This is a genomic window from Paenibacillus nitricinens, from assembly GCF_052056485.1.
GTDB classification, from domain to species: domain Bacteria; phylum Bacillota; class Bacilli; order Paenibacillales; family Paenibacillaceae; genus Paenibacillus_AQ; species Paenibacillus_AQ nitricinens.
This window is the reverse complement of sequence record NZ_CP183948.1, coordinates 6192678-6217468: the sequence shown is the minus strand read 5'-3', so window position 1 is coordinate 6217468 and position 24791 is coordinate 6192678. Positions and strand designations below refer to the sequence as shown.

General features: G+C 42.1%; 21 protein-coding genes. 20 read left to right on the top strand and 1 reads right to left on the bottom strand.

The genetic code is table 11. From position 1 onward, the window contains the following. The first annotated feature begins 10 nt into the window (after nucleotides 1-10). The 20 genes from ACN6KS_RS27815 (at nucleotide 11) to ACN6KS_RS27720 (ending at nucleotide 23177) form a co-directional block, all read left to right on the top strand. Nucleotides 11-2227 (top strand): hypothetical protein, encoded by a 2217-nt coding sequence (locus ACN6KS_RS27815; protein ID WP_440960894.1) that lies wholly within the window; start codon nucleotides 11-13, stop codon nucleotides 2225-2227. 29 nt (nucleotides 2228-2256) lie between these two features. Then, on the top strand, nucleotides 2257-2700 hold the full coding sequence (locus ACN6KS_RS27810) for a GtrA family protein (RefSeq protein WP_440960893.1): 444 nt from the start codon (nucleotides 2257-2259) through the stop codon (nucleotides 2698-2700). 5 nt (nucleotides 2701-2705) lie between these two features. After that, nucleotides 2706-3824 carry a glycosyltransferase family 4 protein gene (locus tag ACN6KS_RS27805; protein WP_341059364.1) on the top strand — a complete coding sequence of 373 codons (1119 nt, stop codon included), beginning with the start codon at nucleotides 2706-2708 and terminating at the stop codon, nucleotides 3822-3824. A 30-nt stretch (nucleotides 3825-3854) separates the two neighbouring features. Then, on the top strand, nucleotides 3855-4259 hold the full coding sequence (locus ACN6KS_RS27800) for a divergent PAP2 family protein (protein ID WP_440960892.1): 405 nt from the start codon (nucleotides 3855-3857) through the stop codon (nucleotides 4257-4259). 14 nt (nucleotides 4260-4273) lie between these two features. Continuing rightward, on the top strand, nucleotides 4274-5170 hold the full coding sequence (locus tag ACN6KS_RS27795; RefSeq protein ID WP_440960891.1) for a decaprenyl-phosphate phosphoribosyltransferase: 897 nt from the start codon (nucleotides 4274-4276) through the stop codon (nucleotides 5168-5170). Nucleotides 5171-5220: 50 nt separating this feature from the next. Beyond that, the gene (locus tag ACN6KS_RS27790; RefSeq protein WP_440960890.1) at nucleotides 5221-5964 is read left to right on the top strand and encodes a sugar phosphate nucleotidyltransferase; all 744 of its coding nucleotides are present in this window, start codon (nucleotides 5221-5223) and stop codon (nucleotides 5962-5964) included. A gap of 20 nt (nucleotides 5965-5984) precedes the next feature. Further along, nucleotides 5985-6533 carry a dTDP-4-dehydrorhamnose 3,5-epimerase gene (gene rfbC / locus ACN6KS_RS27785; RefSeq protein WP_440960889.1) on the top strand — a complete coding sequence of 183 codons (549 nt, stop codon included), beginning with the start codon at nucleotides 5985-5987 and terminating at the stop codon, nucleotides 6531-6533. Nucleotides 6534-6587: 54 nt separating this feature from the next. Then, on the top strand, nucleotides 6588-7610 hold the full coding sequence (gene rfbB / locus ACN6KS_RS27780; protein ID WP_440960888.1) for a dTDP-glucose 4,6-dehydratase: 1023 nt from the start codon (nucleotides 6588-6590) through the stop codon (nucleotides 7608-7610). Nucleotides 7611-7618: 8 nt separating this feature from the next. Then, the gene (gene rfbD / locus ACN6KS_RS27775) at nucleotides 7619-8482 is read left to right on the top strand and encodes a dTDP-4-dehydrorhamnose reductase (protein ID WP_440962455.1); all 864 of its coding nucleotides are present in this window, start codon (nucleotides 7619-7621) and stop codon (nucleotides 8480-8482) included. A gap of 118 nt (nucleotides 8483-8600) precedes the next feature. Next, nucleotides 8601-9623, top strand: a complete 1023-nt coding sequence (locus ACN6KS_RS27770) for a glycosyltransferase family 2 protein (RefSeq protein WP_440960887.1) — start codon at nucleotides 8601-8603, stop codon at nucleotides 9621-9623. A gap of 157 nt (nucleotides 9624-9780) precedes the next feature. After that, the gene (locus tag ACN6KS_RS27765) at nucleotides 9781-10680 is read left to right on the top strand and encodes a glycosyltransferase family 2 protein (RefSeq protein ID WP_440962454.1); all 900 of its coding nucleotides are present in this window, start codon (nucleotides 9781-9783) and stop codon (nucleotides 10678-10680) included. After that, nucleotides 10677-12083 carry an undecaprenyl-phosphate glucose phosphotransferase gene (locus ACN6KS_RS27760; protein WP_042192233.1) on the top strand — a complete coding sequence of 469 codons (1407 nt, stop codon included), beginning with the start codon at nucleotides 10677-10679 and terminating at the stop codon, nucleotides 12081-12083. The genes ACN6KS_RS27765 and ACN6KS_RS27760 overlap by 4 nt, the downstream gene beginning before the upstream one ends. A 122-nt stretch (nucleotides 12084-12205) precedes the next feature. Further along, a complete protein-coding gene (locus ACN6KS_RS27755) occupies nucleotides 12206-13072 on the top strand; it encodes a phosphatidylinositol-specific phospholipase C/glycerophosphodiester phosphodiesterase family protein (protein ID WP_440960886.1) in 867 nt (288 codons plus the stop codon). A gap of 228 nt (nucleotides 13073-13300) precedes the next feature. Next, nucleotides 13301-14020 (top strand): heptaprenylglyceryl phosphate synthase, encoded by a 720-nt coding sequence (locus ACN6KS_RS27750; protein WP_179281620.1) that lies wholly within the window; start codon nucleotides 13301-13303, stop codon nucleotides 14018-14020. 61 nt (nucleotides 14021-14081) lie between these two features. Continuing rightward, on the top strand, nucleotides 14082-16418 hold the full coding sequence (gene pcrA / locus ACN6KS_RS27745; protein WP_094870812.1) for a DNA helicase PcrA: 2337 nt from the start codon (nucleotides 14082-14084) through the stop codon (nucleotides 16416-16418). A gap of 78 nt (nucleotides 16419-16496) precedes the next feature. Beyond that, complete coding sequence (gene ligA / locus ACN6KS_RS27740; RefSeq protein ID WP_094870811.1) at nucleotides 16497-18509, top strand: NAD-dependent DNA ligase LigA; 2013 nt, start codon at nucleotides 16497-16499, stop codon at nucleotides 18507-18509. 161 nt (nucleotides 18510-18670) lie between these two features. Then, nucleotides 18671-19378, top strand: a complete 708-nt coding sequence (locus ACN6KS_RS27735) for a response regulator transcription factor (RefSeq protein ID WP_094870809.1) — start codon at nucleotides 18671-18673, stop codon at nucleotides 19376-19378. A 19-nt stretch (nucleotides 19379-19397) separates the two neighbouring features. After that, nucleotides 19398-20510, top strand: coding sequence for a sensor histidine kinase (locus ACN6KS_RS27730; RefSeq protein ID WP_256990457.1), 1113 nt, complete (start codon nucleotides 19398-19400; stop codon nucleotides 20508-20510). A 163-nt stretch (nucleotides 20511-20673) separates the two neighbouring features. Next, nucleotides 20674-21273 carry a hypothetical protein gene (locus ACN6KS_RS27725; RefSeq protein ID WP_440960885.1) on the top strand — a complete coding sequence of 200 codons (600 nt, stop codon included), beginning with the start codon at nucleotides 20674-20676 and terminating at the stop codon, nucleotides 21271-21273. 59 nt (nucleotides 21274-21332) lie between these two features. Next, nucleotides 21333-23177: a transglycosylase domain-containing protein gene (locus ACN6KS_RS27720; RefSeq protein ID WP_440960884.1), complete on the top strand. Its 1845-nt coding sequence runs from the start codon at nucleotides 21333-21335 to the stop codon at nucleotides 23175-23177. A 12-nt stretch (nucleotides 23178-23189) separates the two neighbouring features. Here the strand turns inward: ACN6KS_RS27720 and ACN6KS_RS27715 are convergent, their stop codons facing one another. After that, nucleotides 23190-24446, bottom strand: a complete 1257-nt coding sequence (locus ACN6KS_RS27715; RefSeq protein WP_094870805.1) for an MFS transporter — start codon at nucleotides 24444-24446, stop codon at nucleotides 23190-23192. Between the last annotated feature and the right edge of the window lie 345 nt (nucleotides 24447-24791).

Sequence of the window (24791 nt, the reverse complement as noted above, 5' to 3'; positions counted from 1 at the left end):
GTTAATAGTAATGTTATCAATTTTATTATCATTTTTAATGATATTAACTTTTTGTGTTTTTGGTTTATTATGTTTCAGAATATTTAGATTTGATAGAAATTTATTTTTTAACACAGGTTTTTGTAGTTTCATTCCTGTGTTAGGAGCAGTTTTTTTAACCTGCATAATTCAACTTCTTTCACTTGTTTTTCCGGTAAAAGTAATAGCTCCCGGCCTTTTATTCATATTAATATGCACCCTCTATTTTATAAAGGATATTGGAGTGCTTTGGTTAAAGACAATGTTCGAGAATAAATATTTGTTGCTTATTGTTTTAAGCTCTTTATTTATTCTTCAGTTTCCGATAATTTCTAAGGGTGAGCTGTTAAGCTTGCAGAATTCTAACAATGATATTGCATTCTATCTGTCAAGCATGGATTGGCTTAAATCACATAGAATAACTGAGCCTATTGTTTATTCTTCAGAAGTACCCTTCAATTCTCTTGCTAATTATATGATCACTAACACAAGATTTGGTACAGATCTTTTAGGCTCATTCTTCATGTGTATCTTTCAACTTGAATCACATGAAATATTCTATTTATTTTCGAACACACTAGGTACTTTGACAATTTTTTCATGTTATTTTCTAATGTCTTATTGCTTGGATGTAAGTAAAAGGACTTCTCTGTATACTTCAATGATATTTGCGGCTGGTGGTTTATGGGTCTTTCTTATATTCTCCCAGTATGCACCTCAAATTTATGGTATAACATGTCTACTAAGTTTTTCAGGTTTGTATTTAGTGGTAAACCCAAGAAAGAAACAAAAAGGGCTTGTTTTTTTAGCTGCTTTATTATTGGTTGGTACTCTAACAGTCTATGCTGAATATGCAGTTTACTTGTTTTTTATCTATGTGATTATTACTCTTTGTAAGATTATTAATGCTGAAACTGGTATGAGAATAAGAGTGTTGTTAGAATCTCTGAAAGTTGGCGCGTTATCTTTTCTTCTTAATCCTGTGGGGATGTTTATTGCGGCAAGGTTTAATGTGAATATCTTAAAAAGCGTTATGGTTGATTCTGGAAGTATCGATGCTTATTTTGGAAGAATGATGCCCTTTAAACAACTTATTAGTAACTTGTATGGTGCACCTGATTATGAACGCTTAAAGGCAGCAGTATCTTCTTTTGGGATGTTCTCTCGAACGATTCAGTTGGGTTATGATTTTCTCATGATTATACTTCCTTTGTTATTTTTAACAGTAATTTGTGTTGGTATGTTTCGAAAAAAAAATGGGGATAAATATGCAGTTCTGGGTATTATCTTATTTTTCTTCATGAATGAAATCTATTTAAGATTAAGTTCAAATGCTTATGCAGAGATGAAGCATATTACGACGATAGCTCCTTTTGTAGTTATATTCTTCGCGTATTTTGCTGATGGTTGGAAACTCAAACTCAAAAAATCCTATATCAAGAAAATAATATTGAGTTGTATCTTAATAATTGTTGCTGGTATGAATCTTATGACTGTCTATCAGAATTATAAGGGAAGTAATATATATTATTTTGATCATTCAGTTATGGAACTACGTAACGCTGCTAATATGGTTCCACTAGATGAGCCTATAGGGATAACGAGCAGTTCTCCGGCAGATAAGCATGCTATTGTATATGCATTAAAAGATGTCCCAATTAAGCATAATAAAACATCAGAAGTTGATTATTCCTATTTTAGTTTCCTTGCTCCACACCAATTTGAAAATACTAAATATTCAGTTGTTTCCATGCAGGATTATTATTCTTTTTTATCTAATTCTGAAGATGTCCTCTGGCATAACAGTAAGTATGTATTGCTTTATGCTCCTACAATAGCGATTAGGCCAACTGATGGATTTTATAATCTTGAAAAAGATGGGGTTGGATATTTTAGATGGACAAGTTCTAATAAATCAGAATTATCACTTTTTAATGCGACTGATAACGAACAAAATCTGACAATATCTTTGAAAACTGAGAAGGGAATATTTGATAATCGTGATATTAAAGTATACGCTAAAGAAAAGTTGATCGCTGAAGGGGGGGCCGATACTACTATCACAACTGAATTGATAAACTTAAAGCCTCGTGAAAGCATAAGTGTATCAATTATATCAGATGGGAAATTGAATACTGTAGATACTGGTGATAACAGGAATTTCGGGTTTATACTTAGGCACCTCGATATTAATATGAAAAATAAATAATTTATCCAGCCTAAATTAAGCGATAGTTGGTGTTTTATTTGACAGGTTCAACTGTTTCCAACGAAAAAAAACAAAAAAATATCAAAAATATAATAGAATTTATTAAGTATGGATTCTGGGGAGCTGTGACGACAGGTATTAATCTGTTGGCATTTTTTTGGTTAGAGAGTTTGGGGATGTACTATATTGTCGCGAATATAGTTAGTTATATATTTGCTGTATTTGTGAACTACATTCTTAATAAGAAGTTTGTTTTTAAATCTGACTCCTCGGAATATAAAGACGGTAAGCAGCTGATTAAATTTTTTATTGTGAGACTGGTATCCTTACTTATAGATAACATACTGTTTTATTTACTGGTATCTGCGTTGCATTACAATGTGAATTTTTCAAGAGTCTTTCTCAGTTTAGCTATTATTATTGCGACTTTTGGTGTTAATAAACTTTTTGTGTTTAATACAAAGAAGAGGTAAACAAAATGAGATTAAAGATATTAATTGTTCTTAATTATTATTACCCATATATAAGTGGCCTCTCTGAATGTGCTAAGTCTTTAGCCGAAGAGTTGGCAAAGGAACATGAGGTAACGGTACTAACAGCTAAGCACGAGAGTCATCTTTTAGAGTTTGAAGAGATTAATGGCGTTAAAGTAGTTCGTGCTAATCTATTATTTAAAGTAAGCAAGGGTTATATTAGCCTGGATTATTTACGCAAGTTTCATAAACTTCAAAAAAATGCTGATATAGTAAATCTACATCAACCAATGGCTGAGGCAGGTATTATCAGTCACCTAACGAGTAAAGAAAAACTGATTTTAACTTATCAATGTGATGTGAATTTGCCTCAATCTTTCGTGAATTCCATTATAGTGAAACTAATGGATAAATCCTCTCGATCGAGTTTTAAAAGAGCCAGGAAAATTGTGGTCAGTTCCTACGATTATGCAAAGAGCTCAAGAGTGCTACCTGATTTTAAAGATAAATGGTTGGAGATACATCCTACTTCATCGTTTTATAAAGAATTCGATACTTCTCGTGAAAGATCTCAGAAAGAAGAAACATATATAGGTTTTTGTGGTAGGATAGTTGAGGAAAAAGGTATAGATATTCTACTGCAAGCTGCTCCCATTGTGAAAAAAGTATTACCGAATGTTCAATTCTTAATTGCTGGCGATTACAATAATATTGCTGGTGGAAGCATTTATGAGGACTTGAAATTAAATATTGGCTGGGATGAAACCTATGTGAAATTCTTGGGAAGGTTATCTACACAACAACTGATTGATTTTTATTATTCTTTAGACCTATTTGTACTTCCTAGTACAAACTCTCTTGAAGCTTTTGGGATGGTGCAAGTTGAAGCGATGCTTGCTGGTGTACCAGTGGTTGCCTCAGACTTACCTGGAGTGAGAGAGATAACCAGAAGGACTATGATGGGGGAAACGGCTGGGTTAAAAGATGTACAACAACTAGCTGAAGCTATCATTAAAGTTTTGGAAAATAAGGATAAATACATTAAAGACAAGAGAATAATCAATGAACTATTCGGAGTTGAGAGTGCTGCAACCAAATACATCGAGTGTTTCCAACAAATCTGATTTATGTTTATATATGAATAGGAGATAAAAATGATCTATTATTGTTTTGTTCCTTTTGTAGCTTGGTTTGTAGCGGGTACTTTAAAATATTTAATCAATAGATATCGTTTTGGTAAGGCTGCTCATGGATATATTGGGAATGGTGGATTTCCTAGCAACCATACTACAGTAGTAACCACAATTACATGGCTGATTGGATTAAGAGAGGGTTTTGAATCTCCGGTCTTTGGCCTGGGTATTGCCCTGATAATGATAGTTATTTTTGATGCTACGGGTCTGAGGAAATATGTTGGACAACATGCCGAGAAGATTAATCTGCTTACTTCAGAATCATCTGCTATCAAACTAAGAGAAAGAATAGGACATACCAAAATTGAAGTGGCCGGCGGGATTGTTCTGGGAATTTTATTAGGATATATAATATATCTTCTTTAGTAGGAGTGTCTAATATGGATCACCAACTTGTATTTCAGAAAAAAAGAACATTGCATACCGTTATATCGGATATACTTTTTGAAATGCGCATTAAACAATGGACGAAAAATTTACTTGTATTTGCGTCAGCAATTTTTTCAGGAGCGATTTTAAATCCTTCTACCTTGATAGATGCTTTTTTAGCGTTTCTTTCATTTTCTTTTATGGCAAGTACGATATATATTATCAATGATATAGTAGATGTTGAAAAAGATAGACTACATCCAGAAAAGTGTCATAGACGGATCGCATCAGGTGCGATAAGTATCCCTGCGGCGATTATGATCGGGATTATTACTTTTATTATAGCTATTGGATTAGCCTATTCTATTAACTACTCTGTAATACTAGCAGTACTTGCATATTTCGTAATGAATCTCTCGTATAGCCTTTATTTAAAACATGTAGTACTAATTGATGTCATGATTATAGCAGCGGGTTTTGTTTTAAGAGCTGTTACAGGAGCCTTAGCTGTGGATGGTGTTCTTACTTCTTGGTTTATTTTATGTACTCTTGGACTTTCTTTGTTCTTAGCACTTGGAAAGCGAAGACATGAGCTATTGTTATTTAAAAATGATCCCTCAAATCAACGAAAAGTCTTAAATTTCTATAGTGTGGAAATGCTAGATCAACTAATGACTATTATTACTGGCGTTCTGATTATGTTTTATTCTATGTATGCCGCGTCGGAAGAGCCAGCAATGATGTTTACTATACCTTTCGTGTTATACGGGATTTTTAGGTATTATTACTTAATCCATATGAAAAATGCTGGTGGGAAACCTGAGGAAATATTATTAAATGATAAACATATTTTGGTTACAGTTATATTGTTTGCTATTCTAGTTGTTGTTATTAAAAAATTCATTTAATCTAATAGAAAATTTATTATAATACTTACAAATAGCTGGAGGTTATTTTAGTGAAAGGCATTATCCTAGCCGGAGGCACAGGCTCACGCCTTTACCCTCTAACAAAAGTGACTAACAAACATCTCCTTCCAGTAGGTAAGTACCCAATGATTTTCCACGCAATCTATAAGCTCAAACAGGCCGGTATTCAGGATATTCTAATTGTTACTGGTAAAGAACATATGGGTGATGTGGTAAGTCTGCTTGGGAGCGGTAACTCTATGGGGGCTTCCTTTACCTATAAAGTTCAGGATGAAGCTGGCGGCATAGCCCAAGCGCTTGGACTTGCAGAACAATTTGTTGGCTATGACCAAAGTGTAGTTATTCTTGGGGATAACGTATTCGAAGAGGATATTTCTCAATATATTGAGAACTTCAAAGTTCAAGGAACCGGAGCTAAGATATTGATCCAAGAGGTCTCCGATCCACAACGCTTCGGTGTGCCTGAACTGGCAGGTGATAATATCATATCTATTGAGGAGAAGCCTGCTACACCGAAAAGTGGATATGCCGTTACTGGAATTTACATGTTCGATAGTAAAGTCTTCGAGATTATTAAGAAGCTTACTCCTTCAAATCGAGGAGAACTTGAAATAACAGATGTAAATAATGCATATATTAAAAGAAATGAACTGACGTATGATGTTCTAGGCGGTTGGTGGACTGATGCGGGTACGCATTCGTCACTAGCGAGAGCCAATGAATTGGCCAGAAATATTATGTTTGATGAAGAATTTGGAAAATTAAAACTATAGAAACGAGGAGGAGATCTAAAATGAATGTCACTCCTTTGAAGTTACAAGGCGCAAGCCTACTAGAACCGGTTGTCCATGGCGACAACCGGGGTTTTTTTATGGAAAGCTACAACGAAGAAATCATGCATAAGGTCGGAATTAACTATCAATTTATTCAAGATAACCAATCCCTCTCAGTAGAGGTCGGTGTCCTGCGAGGTCTTCACTACCAATTAAATCCTAAGGCTCAAACGAAATTAATCCGTGTCTTAACCGGTGCTATTTACGATGTTATCGTGGATATACGTCGTAATTCGCCTACGTTTGGTCAATGGGTAGGCGTAATTCTTAGTGAATATAACAAACGCCAACTTCTTGTACCGAAGGGCTTCGCGCATGGATTCTGCACATTGGTTCCGAACACCCAAGTGTTATATAAGGTGGACGAATATTATTCCCCCGAAAATGATCGCGGCATATTATGGAATGATCCAGCCTTAGGTATTGATTGGCCGACTTCTAGTCCAGTATTATCGGATAAGGATGAGCGGCATCCATTACTGAAAGATGCGGAAATAAACTTTGATTAACAGTCGAAAGTACTGACTTAAAATTAATTTCAAAGAACAAAAGGTGGTCTACACATGAAACTGCTAGTTACCGGCGGAGCCGGCTTTATCGGCAGCAACTTTGTATTATACATGCTGCAACAACATCCTGATTATCAAATCGTTAACGTAGATGCGTTGACGTATGCAGGCAACCTGGAAAATTTGAAGTCAATTGAAAATCATCCGAACCACAAGTTCGTAAAGGCAGACATTACCGATGTAGCGGCGATGGACGCGCTGATAAGCCAAGGTGTTGATGTAGTGGTGAATTTCGCGGCTGAATCGCATGTGGATCGGAGTATTTTGGAGCCGGAAGTGTTTGTGAAGACGAATGTACTTGGAACACAAGTGCTTTTGGATGCGGCGAAAAAATACAGTGTCACCAAGTTCGTTCAGGTTTCTACGGATGAGGTATACGGATCACTGGGAGCGACTGGATTATTTACCGAAGAAACTCCTTTGGCTCCTAACAGTCCTTATTCCGCAAGTAAAGCAGGTGGGGACTTGCTTGTACGGGCATATCACGAGACGTTTGGACTGCCCGTGAACATTACCCGCTGTTCAAACAACTATGGCCCATACCAATTCCCTGAGAAGCTTATCCCACTAATGATCTCTCGCGCACTAGCTGATCAAGCATTGCCTGTTTATGGAGATGGGATGAATATCCGCGACTGGTTGTATGTTGAGGATCACTGTAGTGCGATTGATCTAGTAATCCATGAGGGCGTAAATGGTGAAGTATACAACATCGGTGGCAACAATGAGCGTACGAATGTGCATATCGTTAATACGGTATTACAAGAACTGGGCAAACCCGATTCTCTGATTACTTATGTTCAAGACCGTCCGGGGCATGATCGCCGGTATGGTATAGATCCGACTAAGATTATGAATGAACTGGGTTGGAAGCCGAAGCATACGTTTGAAACAGGTATTAAAGAAACCATCCAATGGTATCTCAATAACCGCGAGTGGTGGACCCGCATTCAATCTGGGGAATATCAAAAGTATGCTGAATTACAGTATGGTGATCGTTTGGGAGAATCCCTATAATGGCGCAACTGAAGGTACTAGTTACAGGTGCGGCCGGACAATTGGGTCAGGACGTAGTTTTGCTACTCCAGCATCAAGGTCACCATGTAATGGGCTGCGACCGTCAGGAGATGGATATCACCGATCTGGATCAGTGTATCCAGGTTATTGGTGAGTTTGGACCGGATGCTGTCATTCACTGTGCTGCGCATACGGCAGTAGATGCAGCAGAAAGTGACATCGATGCTGCTTATTTAATCAATGCAACGGGCAGTCGAAACGTAGCGCTAGCTTCTGAAAAAGCTGGAGCTAAGCTGGTGTACATTAGTACGGATTATGTATTTGATGGTTTGGGAGTACAACCTTACCATGAGTATGATAATACAGACCCTAAGAGTATATATGGTAAATCGAAACGTGCGGGTGAAGTGTTAGTTCAATCCCTTTCCTCTAAGTATTTTATCGTACGCACATCATGGGTGTACGGTAAATATGGTAATAACTTTGTCAAAACAATGCTAAAGCTTGGTCAAGAAAAGCCAATGCTTCAAGTCGTAGATGACCAAAAAGGTTCGCCTACCTATACAGTCGATTTAGCTCGATTCTTGCTTGAGCTTGTCCAAACTGAGAAGTATGGTGTATACCATGCGTCAAATAGTGACTCATGTACTTGGTTTGAATTTACACAGGCGATCTTTGCAGAGGCTGAGGATATTTTGGGTTTGAAATTCACCGCTAAGGTTGAACCGTGTGCTACGGAACAGTTCCCGAGACCTGCACCACGTCCTCGGAATTCGGTGATGGAGCATCTGTCGATACGTACGAACGGTTTTCAGGATATTCGACCTTGGCGTGAGGGCCTGAGAGATTTCCTCTTAGAGCTAAAAGAATAAGATAGTAGCAATTGAAACTCCCAAATCGTTCATAACGATGCGGGAGTTTTTTGTATTCTTTCGCTATAATAGGAAGGGAGTAGGTAGTTAACAAGAAATCACAAAGTCGAGGATACCCATGAACAACAAATCAGTTAGTGTACATATCGTCACCTATAATAGTGCTGACGACATCATAGAATGTATAGAGGCAGTAATGGCACAGGATTATTTGGTCAAAAAAATTGTCGTAGTGGACAACGCTTCAACTGATGGTTCGGCGGATAAGGTCAGAACGTTCTATCACCAGTTTAAATCGGACTCACCGGCTGCATTCTTGGTGGGGCATGAAGCTATGAACTCCGCAAGGGAGATAAAGCAATATCCAACAATTGACCTTCTGGAGAATGAGCTTAACACAGGCTTCGCCCCAGCCCACAACCAGGCGATAGCCGCAACGGAGACAGATTACGTGCTCGTCCTTAACCCTGACCTAACGCTGGCTCCAGACTATATCTCCAGACTTATCACACAGATGGAGAATAATCCACAGATCGGCAGCGCCACAGGAAAGCTTCTTCTAAAGGGCGATCATGGACTGGTAGACAGCACGGGTCTCCGTATGAACAGAGCACGGCGTGCGTTTGATCGCGGTGCGGGTGAGCCAGCAGCACAATGGACACAGTCTGGATCTGTAATTGGTGTATCTGGAGCGGCTGCGGTGTATTCTCGTCGGATGATCAACGACATTAGTGTCGATGGTGAATTTTTTGATGCGGACTTCTTTGCATATAAGGAGGACGTAGACGTCGCCTGGCGCGCTCAGCTCTTTGGCTGGCAAGCTTGCTATGATGCTGAGGCGATCGGGTATCATGAACGTGGCTGGAAAACGTCTGGCCGCAGCACCAAAGCGATGTTCATCCGACGAATATCTTACATTAACCGCTACAAAATGATCTATAAGAATGAACCTGCTCGAACGATGCTGAAGACAATCTTCATTTCTCTTCCCTATGAGCTTGCCGCGCACGGCTATATGCTTCTTAGAGAGCCGCAGTTAATCACAGCATGGAAATTCTTTTTCACTCAGCTCCCTGCATTAAAAAAGAAGCGGAAGTATATACAAACCACCATAAAAGAGAGAAAGAAACACAAAATCTAAATCGAATTTGGAAAAACCTCCCTGAAACGTCACCTCCTCTCAGGGAGGTTTTATGTTATAATTATTGTCGGTAGATTACTATATTTGTCAGGAGCGTTACGCAGTGAATGTAGATGTAAGTATACTTATTGTTAATTACAACACATGTCGCCTGACGATGGATTGTCTCAGGTCGGTATATGACTCAGCAACGAACTATTCCTATGAGATTATTTTGATAGACAATAATTCCCATGATGATTCAGTAGAGAAGATTAGTAGAGAGTTTCCAGGTGTAATGTTGATCGCAAATAACGACAACGTCGGCTTTGCCCGTGCAAATAATCAAGGTATGGAGGCTTCATCCGGAAGGTATGTGCTTCTGCTCAACTCAGATACAGTAGTGCGTAAGGATACGCTGGAGACAATGATCTCCTTTATGGACAGTCGGCCCGATGTTGGGGCGTCAGGATGTAAGATTATTTTACCGGATGGTTCGCTAGATAAAGCCTGTAAGCGGGGATTTCCGACACCGTCAGCTTCCTTCTATTATGCTTTTGGATTTAGTAAGCTATTTCCGGATCGTCCGAGGTTTAATGGTTACCAGTTAGGATATTTGGACCCTGATCTTGATTACCCGATAGATTGTCTGGTTGGTGCGTTTATGCTGCTGCGGCGGGAGACGATTAACCAGGTGGGTGGATTGGATGAAGAGTTCTTTATGTACGGCGAGGATTTAGATTGGTGTTATCGTATTAAAGAGGCTGGCTGGGGGATTTATTATTATCCGAAGACCTCTATTGTACATCTTAAAGGTGGCAGTGCCAGACGCAGACCGTTTAAGATCGTCTATGAATTCCACCGGGCAATGATTTTATTTCATCGTAAGCATTATAGTAAGAAGTACAACAGTATGATAAATGGAACAGTATATGCTGGAGTTGGCGTGAAGTTCGCACTTTCTCTTTTGCGGAATGCCTTAATCTCTCCTAAAAGAGTTCCATCACCTGCACAGAGTCTTAACTCCGCTAATGAAACAGGTGCACGTAACGAAAAGAATACTGAGGTGAATTTATGATTCGGCGTAATCAGAAATTTTTGACACAGCTCTATATGGTGGCTGACTTTCTTGTTATCCAGCTGTCCTTCCTTATAGCCTGGTGGCTAAAGTTTAGAAGTGGTTGGATGGAGTATGAAAACCCGTTGCCTGTAGAGTCGTACGCTTACTGGAGTATGATTTATGGCGGAATTGCAGTGTTAATCGGTATACTGCTGTCGCTGTATTTGCCGAAGCGTAAGAAACGGTTTGTCGATGAATTCATTAAGATTTTCCAAGTGCATATTATGGGCATTTTCATTCTGCTTGGTCTGATGTTTTTCGTGAAAGAAATAAATATCTCCCGAACATATCTAGCTCTTTACATGGGATTGAACATTCTTTCTATTATGCTGTACCGTTATGTACTGAAGAAAATGCTTAAATCTTTTCGCGAAAAGGGCTTCAACCGACAGTTTGTACTCATTATAGGCGCAGGAACGCTAGGCAAAAGATTCTACAATAATCTAGAACAGTACCCTGAGCTTGGGTACGAAGCGATTGGTTTCCTAGATGACTATCATACTTGGGATGGAATTGAAGAACAACGATATAAACCAATTCTTGGAACAGTTGACCAGTTGTCTGGAATGCTAGAGATGCTGCCTGTGGATGAGGTTATACTTGCGCTGCCACTTGATGCGCATTCGAAGTACCCTTCAATTATTGCGGCCTGTGAAAAAGCAGGTGTACGCACACTGATTATCCCTGATTTTTTCGACTACTTACCCGCCCGCCCTTACTTTGATAACTTTGCAGGCATGCCAATGATTAATGTTCGTGATATTCCACTAGATATGACGGGGAATAAGATGGCAAAACGATTGTTTGATATTGTGTTCTCTTTGTTCGCAATTATTATGATCTCTCCAGTGATGCTTATCGTGGCTCTTGGTGTCCGGCTGACCTCTCCGGGACCGATTATATTCCGGCAGGAACGTGTAGGTCTGAACCGTCGTAATTTTATGATGTATAAGTTCCGCTCCATGAAGATGCAGCAGGATGGTGAAGAGGATACAGGCTGGAGTACGCGTGAAGATCCTCGCAGAACTCGGTTTGGTACTTTTATCCGTAAGACAAGTCTAGATGAGCTTCCGCAATTTTTTAATGTGTTGCTGGGACATATGAGTGTGGTGGGACCTCGACCAGAACGCCCATATTATGTGGAACAGTTCCGTGATGAAATTCCGAAGTATATGGTTAAGCACCATGTACGCCCTGGAATTACAGGTTGGGCACAGAGTAATGGACTCCGCGGTGACACTTCCATCGAGGAGCGGATCAAGCACGATATTTTCTACATTGAGAACTGGTCTTTACTGTTTGACATTCGAATTATTTTCAAAACGATTCGCAACGGCTTTGTCAACAAAAATGCTTATTGATTCCTGCACTTATTCAGATTTTCTAAAACTTTAATTGGATCCCCGTTTCTACCTATGGTAGAGCGGGGTATTGTTTTTCTATTGGTTTTATAATCTAAACTTCGCAAAGGAAACTCTCAACTATGGATAAGAAAAAGATTGTTGCTACCGTAATTGTAATTGGAGCTCTTATCATGTTACTTGTAATCGCTTTTAGTAATGAAGACGAACAGCCTGCAAGTGGTTTTGAGGCTCACAAGGTCGTAGCACATGCCATGGGTGGCATTAACGGTCATACATACACCAATGCCTTTGAAGCATTTGTTGCTAATTATGCACAGGGAACTCGTGTATTTGAAGTAGACTTGTTATTATCGGCTGATGATCAGCTAGTAGGCAGGCATGAGTGGTCAGGCAACATGAGTAAGCTTTTAGGTCAGTTGGATGTACTTCCTGCTAATAAACAAGGGGTAGTGCTAGATTATAAGGAATTCATGGACAGTCCAATCTTAAATATATACTCCCCGATCGATGTTGAGAAGTTGCTTGATCTGATGCAGCATTATCCAGATGCTTATATCGTGACCGATACGAAAGAAATCAAACCTGAACTTATAAATAAACAATTTACATTGTTGGTAGAAGCGGCGCAGCGCCGGGATCCAGCCATATTAGATCGAATCATTCCACAAATATACAATCAGACGATGCTGGATGAGATCAATAAGGTATATTCTTTTCCGGAAGTGCTCTACACCCTGTACCAATCCAAGGATACGGATGAACAGGTTATTGAGTTTGTAAATAAAACAGGTGTGGATATTACCATGCCAGTTAGCCGAGCCACCAAGAGCTTTGTTAAAAAGCTGAAGAAGACTGGCGCTCGAGTATATGTTCATACAGTAAATGAAGAAGATGAAATTAGGGAACTGGCCCGTATGGGCGTGGATGGTTTTTACACTGATTTTGTACCCGAAAAGGATTTGATTAACATCTCAGGTGTACGTTGAAATCGTAGACTACTTATTGCCATTAATATATCCCCACAAATTGCTGCTTTCCTTAGCGTGTATTCAGGTACTTTGCGGGGTTTCCCAAAATTTATATGCGAAAAAATGTTCGCATTTTTGTTCGCTTTAAATTGACACACCTGCTGTGCTGGCATAGACTAGATTTATATCTTTTGCGGCGGCAGGAGTGTCTTTGTCTTGCCCAAATGACTATTAAGGATGATTCTCATGAAATCAGTGCAGCAAATGATCAAACCTTGGCGGCATGTGTTTAAGCTTGACCCTGACCGGATGATTTTGGATGAGGATTTGGAGGCCGTTTGCTTATCTGGTACGGATGCCATACTGATAGGGGGCTCTACAGGAGTAACCTATGAGAACACAGTGGATCTCTTATCCAGAGTAAGACGGTTTGAGTTGCCCTGTGCACTCGAGGTGTCCGAACTTGAAGCTGCTGTGCCCGGATTTGATCTTTATATGATTCCAATGGTGCTTAATACGCCTGATCCAGCTTGGATTGTAGGCCATCATCGCCGAGCGATTGAACGCTATGGATTTATGATTCCATGGGATTCGTTACTAACGGAAGGCTATATTGTGCTGAATAGCGAATCTTCAGTTGCACGGATTACAGGGGCTGAGACGGCCATTGATGCTGAAGAAGCGGCAGCATATGCCCAGGTTGCGGACAGGCTGATGTCACTGCCGATTGTTTATCTTGAATACAGCGGTAGGTTCGGGGATATGGAGACCGTGCGGACGGTACGTGAAATGGTGGAGCAGGCTCAGCTTTTTTATGGAGGGGGCATTACTTGTGAGGAGGAGGCCGAGCAAGCAGCAGCTCTATGTGATACAGTAGTGGTCGGCAATATTATTTATAGTGATGTACAGAAGGCACTGCTAACAGTTGCGGCTGTGAAGAAGACAGTACAAGAGCAATTTGAGTAGTGGTTAGTCCAAGGACTACTTATGATTTGTGATTTTATATTTAGAAAGGAGCATGTTACACATGCAACTTATTAGCATACAAGATGCAGTGAGTCGACTGAATCCTCCACAAAGACAGGCTGTCGAAACTACTGAAGGACCCCTTTTGATTATGGCTGGTGCGGGCAGTGGGAAGACGAGAGTGTTGACTCACAGAATCGCCTGGCTGATTGCCAATCGAAAGGCGCCGCCTTGGGCGATTTTGGCGATTACGTTTACGAATAAAGCCGCGCGGGAAATGCAGGAACGGGTATCTAAGCTCGTTGGACCTGAGGGAAGAGATATCTGGGTATCCACCTTTCACTCTATGTGTGTGCGGATTTTGCGGAAGGATATCGAGCGGATTGGCTTTACCTCCAACTTCTCCATCTTGGACTCTACAGATCAGCTATCGGTAATCCGTAACTGTATGAAGGAACTGAACATTGATACGAAAAAATTCGAGCCAAAAGCTGTACAAGCTGTAATCAGCGCATCCAAAAATGAACTGATCACTCCAGCGCAGTATGAGCAGAAGGTTGGCGATTATTTTGAAGGCCTTATTGCTAAGGTTTATAAGATGTACCAAAGACGTTTGAGAAGCAATAACTCGCTGGACTTTGATGATTTGATTATGAAGACTATCGAATTATTTAAAGAAGTTCCCGAGGTTCTTGATTTCTACCAAAAGAAATTCAAATACATCCATGTAGATGAGTATCAGGATACGAATAGAGCGCAGTACATGTTATGCCGCATGCTAGCTGATAGCCACCACCGGATTTGTGTAGTAGGGGATAGTGATCAGTCGATTTATCGCTGGCGCGGAGCGGATATTACGAACATTCTTAATTTTGAAGAGGATTATCCAGAAGCGAAGACCATTCTTTTAGAACAAAACTATCGTTCGACCGCTAATATCCTGAATGCAGCGAATGGTGTGATCGCGCTCAATAGTGGACGGAAGCCGAAGAAGCTGTGGACCGACTCTGAAGAAGGCGCCAAGATTAAAGTGTACAGAGCAGATTCTGAGCATGACGAAGGGTACTTTGTAACCGGAGAAATTAGTAAGAATGTAAAACAAGGCCAAGCTTATCAGAATCACGCGATATTGTATCGTACGAATGCCCAGTCACGGGTAATCGAGGAAATTCTGATTAAATCAGATATTCCGTATCAAATTGTTGGCGGGATTAAGTTCTATGATCGTAAAGAAATCAAGGATCTACTGGCGTATCTACGCCTGTTGTCTAACCCTGATGATGATATCAGCCTGACGCGTATTATTAATGTACCTAAGCGGGGATTAGGGGATACAACGGTTGGCAAGCTGGCAGCTGCGGCTGGTGAACGTGGTGTTTCTATCTTCCGCGTACTGCAAACTGTTGATGATTTGGGCTTTGCCGGACGGACGCGGAATATGCTAGTAGAGTTCTACGATATGATTGAAGCTCTGCACCGTATGGTGGAGTTCTTGTCTGTAACTGAACTGACGGAAAAAATATTGGAGATGTCGCAGTACCGTTTGGAGCTGCAAAATGAAAACACACTCGAATCTCGCTCCCGGCTAGAGAATATCGATGAGTTCTTGTCCGTGACGATGGAGTTTGAAAAGAATAACGAGGACAAGTCACTGGTCTCCTTCCTCACGGATCTGGCCCTTATCGCAGATATTGATAGTGTCAACGATGATGAAGAGGATCGTAGTGATGCTGTTGTGCTAATGACAATGCACAGTGCCAAAGGTCTGGAATTCCCGACCGTTTTTATCGTCGGTATGGAAGAAGGCGTATTCCCGCATAGCCGTGCTTTCCAGGACAATGATGAGCTCGAAGAGGAACGTCGGCTTGCTTATGTAGGGATCACACGCGCCGAGAAACAACTGTTTCTCTCCTGTGCACGGATGCGTACACTCTTTGGGCGGACGACGGCGAACCAGCCGTCCCGCTTCCTGGAGGAGATTCCAGAAGAGCTGAAGGAAGATACCGTTAAGACGAAGGACCGCTTCCAGCGCGGAGGCGCGGACGTAGGCGGTGCTTACGGCGGACGCGGCTTTAGCGGCGGTAGCCGTGGGAACTTTGGCGGCCGGGGCGGAGCGGCCGAAGCTACGTCGGCAGGCGGAAGCACGGCGTCAGCAACGACAAGCAAGAGCAGCGTGACCGTAACCTCCGGAGGCGCTCAGCGCGCCACTGGAGCAGGGGCTGCAGCAGCTGGCGAATACAAAGCGGGTGATAAGGTTTCGCATGGCAAATGGGGCACTGGCACCGTTGTAGCTGTGAAGGGCACCGGGAATGATACGGAGCTACAAATTGCTTTTCCGGCACCAGTGGGTGTAAAACGACTGCTTGCAGGGTTTGCACCGATTACCAGGGTGGAATAATAGTAACAAACGATTAACGAACGGATATTTAGACCACGCTAACCATTAGGAAACTTATTGACGGAGGGATGTACCTGCATGGATGCTATGCATGTGATGGAAGAGCTTGTTGCAGAATTGAATCACTATAATTACCACTACTATACGCTGGATACACCGCTAGTCAGCGATAAGGAATACGATGTTTTATACGACAAGCTTGTAGCACTGGAGGCTGAGAGTGGCTTCGTGTTACCGGATTCTCCTACACAACGTGTAGGAGGAGATCTTCTTAAGGGCTTCACGCCGCATCGGCATCTGGCTCCGCTTTGGAGTCTGGATAAAGCACAGAATATCGAACAGCTGCGGAGCTGGAATACGCGGGTACTTCGCTTAGTGAATGAGTACAATCTTAAGAACCCAGGCAACCCTCTGCCTGATCCTTGTTATGCAGTAGAACTGAAGTTCGATGGCTTGACGCTAAATCTAACCTATCGGAATGGTGTTCTCGAACAGGCATCAACCCGTGGGAATGGTGTAGTGGGTGAAGGAATCCTTGCACAGGTGAAGACCATTAAGTCTGTTCCATTAACGATTCCTTTTAAAGAAGGGGTCATTGAGGTTCAGGGTGAAGGAATTATGAATCTGTCTGTGCTGGCTGATTATAATACACGGGCTGCAGAGCCGCTGAAGAATGCACGTAATGCAGCAGCGGGTGCACTGCGTAATCTTAATCCAAAGACGACTGCAGAGCGTCGGTTGAATGCTTATTTCTATAATGTAGGTTTTGCAGAGGGTGTAGATTTCGCAGATCATCAGGAGATGATGGATTTTCTGCGGAATAACAAATTCAAAGTAAATCCTTATCTGACTTACTGCAATGATTTCGATGATGTGACCGAACAGCTTGCTGGAATCGAGGAGAGTCGTTCAAGTCTTGATTACCTGATCGATGGGGCCGTAATTAAGGTGACGGATTTCCGTATCCGTGAGGTTCTTGGTTATACGGATAAGTTTCCACGCTGGGCGGTGGCTTATAAATTTGAAGCGGAAGAAACAACGACCGTGCTAGAGTCTGTTAGCTGGAATGTTGGACGTACAGGTAAAGTGACTCCGCTGGCTCGTGTTGAGGCTGTAGAGCTTGCTGGAGTTACCGTACAGAATTGCACCTTGAATAATGTGGGCGATATTGAGCGCAAAAACTTGAAATTCGCCTTAGGCTCACGAGTGTTTATTCGGCGCTCTAATGATGTTATCCCGGAAATCCTTGGCAAAGTAACAGAAGAGAATGACGGTGAAGAGATCATTTTTCCTGAAAATTGTCCGGCTTGTGGATATCCGCTGGAAATGCGCGGCGCGCATCTTTTCTGTAACAATAAGCTGAATTGTAGGCCGCAAATAGTTAGCCGGATTACTCATTTCGCTTCGCGTGATGCTATGGATATTGAGACGTTCAGTGAGAAGACGGCAGGCCAGCTCTACGACGAGCTTAATGTACATGACTCTGCCGATCTGTATGAATTGTCCTTTGAGCAGCTTGTACAGCTAAATCGTTTTGGAGAGAAAAAAGCACAGAATTTGCTGCAAGCGTTAGAAGATAGCAAGGGGCGTGATCTCGCTTCGTTCCTCTTTGCGTTAGGTATTCCTAACACAGGAAAAGCAACAACCAGGATGCTGGCTGATCATTTCCGCGATTTGGATGCTGTGATGCAGGCTAAAGCAGAGGAACTCGCTGAGTTACCGGACATTGGCGGGATTGTCGCCGAGAGCATTGTTAACTTCTTCGCAGATCCTATCGTTGTGGCGAACGTTTCGCGTTTACGCGCGCTTGGGGTTGAAGCGAAAGCTCCTGAGGCACCACGTCCTGTTAGTACGAATTCCTTCTTTAGCGGAAAAACGGTAGTGTTGACCGGTTCGTTACAAAAGCTTACCCGAGACGAAGCCGCTGAACGCTTAGAAGCACTTGGAGCGAAGGTATCCGGTAGTGTATCCAAGAAGACGGATTTAGTTATTGCCGGCGAGAAGGCAGGTAGTAAACTGGCCAAGGCGCAGCAGCTGGGCATTCAAGTCATTGAGGATGAGGATGAGCTGATTCGATTGCTGGAGATGTAAGCATAGTTATACTAGAACCTCAAAAGGTTCCAGTTCCATTTCGTTTAAGTACGAGAGGAGCTGGAACCCTTTTTTGCGTATTCTTCTTATTGTCATTCGATTGATCTGCTAATATATAAGCTATAGATACTTATTACTCTATTTGAAAGGATACCCCTTCCGTGAAGAGAGAGACGATATTGTTAGTAGATGATGAGAGGGAAATTGTAGAGCTGTTATCGATTTATCTCAGCAATGAGGGCTACCGGCTGCTTAAAGCCTATGATGGGTTGGAAGCGCTGGCGTGTCTGCAGAAGGAAGAAGTGGATTTAATTATTCTTGATGTCATGATGCCTAAGATGGATGGACTAGCGGCATGTATGAAGATCCGTGAAGCGCGGAAGATGCCGATTATCATCCTTTCAGCCAAAAATACCGATATGGACAAAATCTCAGGACTGAGCATAGGAGCGGACGACTACGTGGGCAAGCCTTTTAATCCTTTAGAGATTGTGGCCCGCGTCAAGTCACAGCTGCGTCGTTACCACGCATTTAATAAGGATAATAGTAGCTTGGGGAGTGAAAGTAAACTGAGCTTTGAAGATTTAACCATAGATACGTCTAAGCATGAGGTACATGTAGATCTACAGAAGATTAAGCTGACTCCGCGGGAATTTTCTATTCTAGAGCTTTTGGCAAGGCACCAAGGTCAAGTACTCAGCTTAGAACAGATTTACGATAAAGTGTGGAATGAACCATTTTTAGATGGAGGCAATACAGTTATGGTACATATTCGTAATCTCCGCGACAAAATTGAAATCGATTCAAAGCGCCCGCGTTACATACAAACCGTCTGGGGAGTTGGCTATAAATTAGATGGACCTTCCTGAAAGGATTAGGTGAGGCTTCTTGAATTCGAAATATATAACAACGATCCGGTGGAAGTTTATATTTGCATTTTTACTTAGTGTACTTTCCGGTGGTTTGTTACTTATGGCTGGCTACCAGCTCGTTAATTTTATGATCTATCTGAATCCAGCTCCAGAGTCGGCTCCCTATTCACGTATCTTACGCTGGATCATTAATCATATTGGCTCTGTGCCACTACTGACCGCAGCCGGGATTATCAGCTTTTTGCTGTTCTTTTTTATCTATACTCGTAAAGTAGTGCTGTATCTGGAGGAGATCACCAAAGGGATTCAGGAAATCACGAGCTCAGGGATGACTCACCGCATTGAGGTCAGAACATCGGACGAGTTGGGTGTGCTGGCTGAGAATATTAATGAAATGGCTGAGCGTTTGCAGCACTCCGTGGAAGAGGAACGTAAAGCTGTGAATGCGAAAAATGACTTGATTACTGGCGTTTCACACGACTTACGAACCCCACTCACCTCTGTCCTCGGCTTTCTGGAATATATCGAGCAAGATCGATGCCAGGAAGAAGTAGAAATACGATATTACGTGAGCATAGCCTACAACAAATCCCTTGTGCTGCGTAAACTGATCGACGATCTTTTTGAATATACACGCGTAAATAGTGGGGAATACCCTCTGGCTATGGAGCGATTAGATTTAAAAGCATTTATACGGCAGTTAGCGGAGGAGTCGGTTCCTGAACTAACAAAGGCTGAAATGACCTACGAGATCGATGACCAAGCTGATGAGCTGTGGATAGAGGCTTCCCCTAAAGAATTAGTTCGTGCTTATGAGAATTTGATTACGAATGCAATCCGTTACGGGAGAAGCGGCAAAAAACTGGAGATTGGTTTCAGTAAAAAGGGAAATGAAGCGATTGTCCGCATTAGCAACTTTGGAGAGAGGATTGCAGAGAGCGATATTCCGTTTATTTTTGAACGATTTTATCGGGCAGAGAAGTCCCGTTCACAGCATACAGGCGGTTCAGGCTTAGGCCTTGCCATTTCAAAAAGTATCATCGAACGCCACAATGGCGTTATTTATGTAGAAAGCTCCCCACTTCGCACGGATTTCATCACCTGTTTCCCCTTCTTCATAGAATCTTAAGAAAACTCTAGGCAGGTTCTTAAGATTTGGAAGCTATCCTTGAAATATAAGAAAGTATAAGCTTTAAGCTATACTTTATCCTTATATTTTTCGAAGAAATGCTTATCGTCCTTAAAAAGGACGCCGAAGGCGTTTCTTCTTATGAGCACAAGGAGGGATTACTATGCACAAACTTCGGACGGTTCGCATCCATTATCTTTATGTTTTTATAGGGAGTGCTCTTTTGAGTGCTGCCTTTCTTTTTGCTGTCCAGCGGGTTGTTGCTTTGCTGTATGCACATTATTCGGGGCAATCAGGCGTCTTTTTTGTTCGTCTTATCCATTGGACCATTAATCATATTGGAACAATCCCCAGCGCCATAATTCTATTTGTTCTATTCTTCAGCGGGTTGTTTATTCTCCGTTCACAGAAAATTGCCGATGATTTGCACACGGTATTGCTTGGAACCTCAGAGTTAGCAGATAAGGGAGTAACAAAAGAAATCAAGGTTCTCTCCGGAGGAGAATTAGGCCAAATCGCCGCTAACCTGAATCGCATGCAAAGAATTGAAGTTCCAAATAGAGGCGTAGCACCAGAAACGATGCAGGACACACCAGCAGTAGCTTTATTGATAAGAACTCGGGCAATTCTCCGTGCTCTCCGTGAGGTAGAGGAGGCTGACAATTCGGATGATGGGATGGAAGCCCAAGCACTTCTTGAAGCAGCGAATGTTGAAGCCCGTAGTATGGAGCGGTTCTTAGAGAACCTGATTATAGAGTCATGAATGCCGTTACCGAAAAAAAACAAAGTGTAGCCCGTTCAGGCAAGGATGGCAGATGGATCATGCGTACCCGGATACTCCGTCTGGGGTATTTATTATTTGATGGGAGTATCATTGGAGTAATAATAGCGCTCGTGGGTTTGCTTTACGTATTTCAATACGGCGGGCAAGTGGTTAAGCAGCAAGAGGATAAACTTCAGCTGCCGGAATCGAGCATCATTAAGGCCTCGGATGGGGCGACATTACGAAGGATCCCTTTACCGGGCTCGGGGTATAGACATTCAGCGGAGCTGGAGGAGATGCCTGCATTATTGATCAATACGTTTTTAGCGGTGGAGGACCGGCGCTTTTATAGCCACCAGGGGTTAGATTATAAAGGGATTTCTCGCGCTTTTCTAAAAAATATTGTGGATATGGATCTCTCCGAGGGCGGGAGTAGTATTACTCAGCAGCTAGCTCGCAATCTTTATTTGACCAGGAACAAGAATGTCATACGTAAGCTAAATGAAGCATCCATTGCTCTTGCATTAGAGAGACAGTTAACAAAACGAGAGATCCTAGGGCTTTACCTCAATCAGATTTATATGGGGCGTGGGCAATATGGAGTAAAGGCAGCTGCGGAGCGTTACTTCGGCGTATCCGATTTAAAAAAACTAGAAATATGGCAAATCGCCACCCTGGCGGGAATTCCTAAAGGACCGTCTATTTATAATCCGGTAGATAATTGGACATTATCCAAAACAAGAAGGGATCTCGTTCTACAGATTATGTTAGATCAAGGACTGATCACTAATGAACAAATGATTAAGGCTAGAGATATACAGTATCATCCTCCCGCTGCAAACAAAGAAGAAATCATTGGCGTACATTATGTGGATGCTACGCTTAAGGAAGCGGCTCAGATCACTGGGAAGTCTGTGGAGGAGCTTCGGACGGGTGGCTACATTATTGTTACAGGATTGAACATTAAAGCACAGCAGGCGCTTGAACAGGCCTTTCTTAAGCACTCATCTTTCCCGCCCGACGGAAAAGATCAGCAGGTAGAAGCAGCTATGACGATTATGGATCATCGTACAGGTGAAGTGGTAGCATTGATTGGTGGGCGTGAACATAACGAGGGGAGCTTGAATAGAGCTACAATTGATGCGCGGCAACCTGGGTCCAGCTTCAAGCCGATCATTGACTATGGACCCGCACTAGAGAGCGGGAAGTATAGCCCGGATAGCATACTGTCTGATCGCAAATACGCTTATGGAAGCTATGTACCTGAGAATTTGAATGGAGTGTACCAAGGTAAGATTACCATGAACACAGCGCTACAAAAATCCATAAATGCGCCAGCCGTCTGGCTTTTGAAGCAGGTTGGAATCTCATCTGCGCGGCAATTCGCAGCCAAATTAGGAATTGTACTGACGGAGGAGGATAACCATTTATCAATAGCTTTGGGAGGGCTTCATAACGGAGTATCTCCACTTAAAATGACACAAGCCTACGGTGTCTTTGCTAATGGAGGTAAACTGAATGAGGCTCATATGGTACGCACGATAATGGATTCAAAAGGGAAGGTCGTATACACACATCCCTCTGAATCCCGTCAGGTCATATCGCAACGAACCGCAGAGGCAATGACGATGATGTTACGTAATGTTGTCAATGAAGGAACAGGCAAAAAAGCACAAATGAACAGACCTGTAGCAGGGAAAACCGGAACAACCCAATTGGACCTGTTAGGCGTGAGCAAGAAAGCTAATCGCGATCTGTGGTTTGTTGGATATACTTCGGAATGGACAGCTGCAGTGTGGATGGGGTTTGATCGTACAAATAGGGATAATTATATGACAGAGGGCAGCGGGAAGGCTGCCGCTCTATTTTCTGCAGTCATGAGTAAGGCGTTAAGTGGTTACTGATTTTACTGATGTTTATTGAGCGGCCCATTCTTCTAGTTTCTCGTCTCTAGGAAGCAGGAGAGCAAGGAAACCAAGAAGAGGGAGGAATCCACAAGCAATAAACACTTTTGAAATTCCAATGGTGTCAATCAGATTGCCGAGTACCAAAGAGCCAATTCCTCCGAGCCCAAAAGCAAGACCAGTGATTAACCCTGAAACTGTTCCGATATTGCCTGGATAAAGCATCTGAGCGTAGATTACAGTAACGGAGAAGCTGGACAAAAGGATGAAACCACCAATCAGCAGGAGAATAGCTGCCCACATTTGGTTCACAAAGGGTAGAGCCAGCGCAAAGGGCACTGTTCCGACCATAGAAAGAAGGATGAGATTACGCCGTCCGAAGCGGTCAGCCAGTGGGCCTCCAAAGAATGTACCGACAGCTCCAGCTGCCAGATACATAAAAATATAGATTTGGGCCTTATCAAGCGTCATTTGATATTTGTCCATTAAATAGAAAGCGTAGTAACTGCCGATAGAAGCGCCGTACCAAGATCTTACAAAGACTAGGAACACAAGGATGATAGTTGCCGTGCGAATACTTTTGCGGCGGGCAGGATCGATTGCGCGTGCGGTTGATTTCTTATGAAACGTATATCCCGCATCCAGCATCTCCCGATACCAGCGAGCGACATAGGTCTGGACGGCAATTCCGGCAGCCGCAACGATAGTGAAGCCAAGAGCCCCGATCTGCCCAAAGGGAATGAAAATCCATTTTGTAAGCATTGGACCTAGAGATTGCCCGGCATTGCCGCCGACTTGAAAAATAGATTGCGAAAGACCTTTCCGCTGACCGGCAGCCATATGAGCCACACGCATGCCTTCCGGATGAAAGGTAGCAGATCCGAAGCCGATTAACATGACGGAAAACAATACAAGGATATAGTTGTTGGCATAAGCCAATAAAAGTACGCCTAAAAATGTGCTGCACATGCCCAGTGGTAACAAAATAGGACGAGGTTTGCGATCAGCGGCATATCCGATGACTGGCTGGATCACTGAGGACGTCATGTTTAAGGCGAAGGAGATCCACCCAATTTGAGCAAAGGAGAGCATCAGGTTATCTTTAAGAATAGGGAAGATTGCAGGGATAACTGCCTGAATAGAATCGTTAAATAAATGAACAAAGCTGACAGCCAGCAAAATCTTATAAATTGTTGCTTGCTGCAGATTACGCTGCTCCTTGTCCTTAGTGTTTGTTTGGCTCGTAGCAGTAGATGGATTGTTTTTCATTTAGACTCCTTTCGTACGTATCATTAGAAGTTAATATATGGGATTACGATAGATTCTATTTAGCCACAGATTATGAATTATTGGAATCAATTTGTGTTGGTTTGTGTTAGTTTGAAAGTATTTATTCGTGGATTATTTTTATTTCAAAAAAAGCTTGCAAACATAAGAACGGCATGGTATATTATCTCTTGTGCTTATGACGCATCGAACAAATGAAACACAAACGATGAAAAAATAAGTTGACAAGAAATACGACAACATGATATACTAAAATTCCTGTGCAAGAGACATTGAATGTCGAAATGCTAGGAGCAAGTTCTTTGAAAACTGAACAAATGGAACGCG

Excerpts from the sequence above, each read along its gene's own strand:
- ACN6KS_RS27815 (WP_440960894.1), top strand. The coding sequence starts at position 11 with ATGTTATCAATTTTATTATCATTTTTAATGATATTAACTTTTTGTGTT.
- ACN6KS_RS27805 (WP_341059364.1), top strand. The coding sequence starts at position 2,706 with ATGAGATTAAAGATATTAATTGTTCTTAATTATTATTACCCATATATA.
- ACN6KS_RS27800 (WP_440960892.1), top strand. The coding sequence starts at position 3,855 with ATGATCTATTATTGTTTTGTTCCTTTTGTAGCTTGGTTTGTAGCGGGT.
- ACN6KS_RS27795 (WP_440960891.1), top strand. The coding sequence starts at position 4,274 with ATGGATCACCAACTTGTATTTCAGAAAAAAAGAACATTGCATACCGTT.
- rfbC (WP_440960889.1), top strand. The coding sequence starts at position 5,985 with ATGAATGTCACTCCTTTGAAGTTACAAGGCGCAAGCCTACTAGAACCG.
- rfbB (WP_440960888.1), top strand. The coding sequence starts at position 6,588 with ATGAAACTGCTAGTTACCGGCGGAGCCGGCTTTATCGGCAGCAACTTT.
- ACN6KS_RS27770 (WP_440960887.1), top strand. The coding sequence starts at position 8,601 with ATGAACAACAAATCAGTTAGTGTACATATCGTCACCTATAATAGTGCT.
- ACN6KS_RS27765 (WP_440962454.1), top strand. The coding sequence starts at position 9,781 with ATGGATTGTCTCAGGTCGGTATATGACTCAGCAACGAACTATTCCTAT.
- ACN6KS_RS27760 (WP_042192233.1), top strand. The coding sequence starts at position 10,677 with ATGATTCGGCGTAATCAGAAATTTTTGACACAGCTCTATATGGTGGCT.
- ACN6KS_RS27755 (WP_440960886.1), top strand. The coding sequence starts at position 12,206 with ATGGATAAGAAAAAGATTGTTGCTACCGTAATTGTAATTGGAGCTCTT.
- ACN6KS_RS27750 (WP_179281620.1), top strand. The coding sequence starts at position 13,301 with ATGAAATCAGTGCAGCAAATGATCAAACCTTGGCGGCATGTGTTTAAG.
- pcrA (WP_094870812.1), top strand. The coding sequence starts at position 14,082 with ATGCAACTTATTAGCATACAAGATGCAGTGAGTCGACTGAATCCTCCA.
- ligA (WP_094870811.1), top strand. The coding sequence starts at position 16,497 with ATGGATGCTATGCATGTGATGGAAGAGCTTGTTGCAGAATTGAATCAC.
- ACN6KS_RS27725 (WP_440960885.1), top strand. The coding sequence starts at position 20,674 with ATGCACAAACTTCGGACGGTTCGCATCCATTATCTTTATGTTTTTATA.
- ACN6KS_RS27720 (WP_440960884.1), top strand. The coding sequence starts at position 21,333 with ATGCGTACCCGGATACTCCGTCTGGGGTATTTATTATTTGATGGGAGT.
- ACN6KS_RS27715 (WP_094870805.1), bottom strand. The coding sequence starts at position 24,446 with ATGAAAAACAATCCATCTACTGCTACGAGCCAAACAAACACTAAGGAC.